Below are 3,187 nucleotides of genomic sequence, written 5' to 3'. Positions count from 1 at the left end.
CAGCGTCAGATGTGTATAAGAGACAGCCTCCCCCCGCTCCCGCTCCCGCTCCCGCGCCAGTGCCCGGGCCGGCAGGAAAATCCCCCAGGGCAAAGACGCCGGTCCAGCCTCCGGCGAGGCGGGGAGGAAAGCGCCTGGTCGTCGTGGACCCCGGTCACGGAGGAAAGGACCCCGGGGCGACGGCCAACGGCGTTCGGGAGAAGGACATCAATCTGGGGATTGGGCTGGCTTTGGAAGAGGTGCTGAGGAGCAGGGGGTTCGAGGTTCAGATGACCCGGAGGACCGACGTCTACCTGAAGCTTCAGGAGCGGACGGACATTGCCAACCAGGCGAATGCGGACGTCTTCGTCAGCGTCCACGCCAACGCTCTGCCCTCACTGAAGAATACCGCGGGCTTCGAGATCTATCTCATGGCGCTGCCGACGGACAAGGATGCGCTCGCGCTCGCCAAAATAGAGAACCGGGAGTATGTGGAGGAGAAGTCCGGCAACTCCGCGGCCGTGGACAGGAGGACGGAGCTTTTGCTTCGCATCCTGGGGGATATGCAGCAGAACAACAAGATCAGCGAGAGCACGGAACTGGCGGAGGCCCTGTTCAAGGCGGGGAAACTGCGGGGCATCCCGATGAAGCGGGTGGCTCAGGCGCCGTTCTTCGTCCTTCGGGGGGCCGGGATGCCGGCGGTGCTTTTGGAGACGGGGTTCGTGACAAACCTCAACGAGGCCAAGCTTCTGGCCCATCCGGGCTACCAGCGGAGGATCGCCGAGGCGATGGCGGAGGGGATCGTCAACTATCTGAACTGAGGTTCTGGAGGCAGTCGAATCGGTACGCACACGCGTATGGATATCCGTAAATGGGGGGAATGCTCGATGGCTCGTCGCGGGGATGCGCCCGACGATCGTTACGACGATGATTACAATGACGACTTTGAAGGCCGGAGGCCGCGGCGACGCGGCCGGGATTCCCGCTCCCCGGGACGGGAGCGGCCGCCGTTCCTGCTGCGCTTTTTTTCCTGGATCGGGATCATCCTCCTCTGCTTCGTGGCGGGGTATCTCGGAACGTCCTGGATGGTGCGCTCCCTGAACACCCGTTCCCTGCTGAAGCCGGAGAACAGGGTCGAGAACGGGGAGGACCTGAAGGCGCTGACGGAGTCGGAGAAGGAAAAGGAGAAAGAAAAGGCGAAGGCCGCGCTTTCCGGGGTGCGAGGGGATATCCAGCAGGTCAGCCTGAGGCTCTACTTCCTCAAGAACGGAGGCCTGGCCGAGGATGTCCGGCCTTTCCTCGCCCGTCCTCAGGAGGACAACATCAGGGACGCCGTCCAGACTCTTCTCGTCATGAGCGGCATCGAGGGGGCGGAGTCCAATGTGCGCGTGCTCCACGTATTCCGGAGCGCGGACACGGTGTACCTGGACTGCTCGAGGGGGTTCGCCGCGGCCCTGTCCAAATTGGGACAGAAGAACAGCCAGTTTTTGGTGACGGGCATCGTCCGCACGATGCAGGACAACTTTCCGCCGATCGTCAAGGTGCGTTTCCTTATCGACGGCGCGGTGTCCTCCGGCGGGGCCCCCATCGATCTGACGGTGCCCTGGCAGCTGCCGCGCGCGTAGCGATGGACGCCCGGGCCCCGCAGCGGGGGGAAAGGCCGTTCGACGCGCTGCGCCCCCTATCCTTCGAGCGGCATTATACGCGTTACGCGGAGGGAGCTGTTCTGGCCGTCCAGGGCGAGACGCGGGTGCTCTGTACCGCGACGGTGGAGGAGAAGGTCCCCGCCTTTCTGCGGGGGACGGATCAGGGGTGGATCACGGCGGAATACGCGATGCTGCCGCGTTCCACGGACCGCCGGACGCAGCGTGCCGCACGCTCGGGGATCAGTGGGCGCAGTGCCGAGATTCAGCGCCTGATCGGGCGGGCTTTGCGCCTGTGCGTGGATTTGAAAAGGCTGGGGCCCCGGACCATCACGATCGACTGCGACGTGCTTCAGGCCGACGGCGGTACGCGCGTCGCCTCCGTCAACGGCGGATACGTCGCATTGGTGGATGCACTCAGGGTGCTGAGGGATGAGGGCGCCTTCGGAACGCTCCCGCTCCTGTCCTGCATCTCTGCGGTGAGCGCGGGGATCCTGGACGGGACGGTCCGCCTCGATCTCGACAGCGAGGAGGACCGGGCGGCCAGCGTCGATTTCAACGTGGTCGCGGACCACGCCGACCGTTTCGTCGAGGTTCAGGGGACCGGTGAGGAGGCTCCCTTTTCACGGACGGAGACCGACCGCATCTTCGACCTCTGCCTGAAGGGGTGCCGCGAGATCCGGGAGCGGCAGACGGCGGCGCTCGAGTTCACGGCGGCGGAGCGCAGCGCCCTTGTTTTTTGAGAACCTGCTCCTGGCCACGGGCAACCGGGGCAAGTATGAGGAGTTCCGCGCGATTCTGCCGGAATCGTTCGTGGGAAGTCTCCTGTTTGCCCCTGAGGTCGGGGGCCTTACCGTCGAGGAGACCGGCGGTAGTTATGCCATGAACGCCGTGCTGAAGGCCAAAGCCTGGGCGGAGGCGTCCGGCCTGCCGAGCCTGGCGGACGACAGCGGCCTGGAGGTCGCGGCCCTGGGAGGGCTTCCCGGCGTCCGTTCCGCACGGATCATCGAGGGGACCGACGAGGACCGGAATCGCTGGCTTCTGTCGCAGATGGAGGGACGGGGCGATCGCCGGGCGCGATTCGTGGCGGCCCTGGCCCTTTCGGTCCCCGGGCGGTGGACCCTGGTCTGCGAGGGGGAGTGTCCGGGCCGCATCGCGGAGCGTCCGTCGGGGACCGGAGGGTTCGGGTACGACCCGCTGTTCCTGCCGGACGGCCTCGGCGGCTCCTTTGCCGATATCCCGCCGGAGACGAAGAATGCCGTCTCGCACCGCGCCGCCGCGCTGCGGGCGCTGCTGCAGGTGTTGGATGCGGAGGAATGGTGAAATGATCTCGATCCTATGCCCCTGTTATAACGAGGAGGCGGTATTGCCTCTCTTTTTTCAAAGAATTATTTCAGTGATGGAGGGGATTGGAGAGGACTTCGAAATTGTCTGCGTCAACGACGGCAGCCATGATGGGACACTTTTACTCCTTATGAATCAGGCAGAAAAGGATGGGCGCATCTGTGTGGTCGATCTCTCCAGGAATTTTGGCAAGGAGGCTGCTTTGACCGCAGCGCTGGAAC

At 64.6% G+C, this 3,187-nt stretch carries 5 protein-coding genes; all 5 read left to right on the top strand.

The features are described 5' to 3' along the window. Nucleotides 1–143 precede the first annotated feature (143 nt). The gene (locus ABLA28_RS11120; RefSeq protein WP_347713721.1) at nt 144–800 is read left to right on the top strand and encodes an N-acetylmuramoyl-L-alanine amidase; all 657 of its coding nucleotides are present in this window, start codon (nt 144–146) and stop codon (nt 798–800) included. A 66-nt stretch (nt 801–866) separates the two neighbouring features. Then, nucleotides 867–1,604 carry a GerMN domain-containing protein gene (locus ABLA28_RS11115; RefSeq protein WP_299301671.1) on the top strand — a complete coding sequence of 246 codons (738 nt, stop codon included), beginning with the start codon at nt 867–869 and terminating at the stop codon, nt 1,602–1,604. A 2-nt stretch (nt 1,605–1,606) separates the two neighbouring features. After that, entirely contained in the window at nt 1,607–2,365 is a 759-nt protein-coding gene (gene rph / locus ABLA28_RS11110; protein ID WP_347713720.1) for a ribonuclease PH, read from the top strand. Beyond that, nucleotides 2,355–2,945 carry an RdgB/HAM1 family non-canonical purine NTP pyrophosphatase gene (rdgB, locus tag ABLA28_RS11105; RefSeq protein ID WP_347713719.1) on the top strand — a complete coding sequence of 197 codons (591 nt, stop codon included), beginning with the start codon at nt 2,355–2,357 and terminating at the stop codon, nt 2,943–2,945. Before rph ends, rdgB begins: the two co-directional genes overlap by 11 nt. A 1-nt stretch (nt 2,946) precedes the next feature. Then, the coding region (locus tag ABLA28_RS11100; RefSeq protein ID WP_347713718.1) for a glycosyltransferase at nt 2,947–3,187 on the top strand (241 nt) is incomplete at its 3' end.

Origin of the sequence: uncultured Fretibacterium sp. (assembly GCF_963544685.1) — a bacterium.
Taxonomy (GTDB): domain Bacteria; phylum Synergistota; class Synergistia; order Synergistales; family Aminobacteriaceae; genus CAJPSE01.
This window is presented reverse-complemented; position numbering and strand designations above follow the sequence as displayed.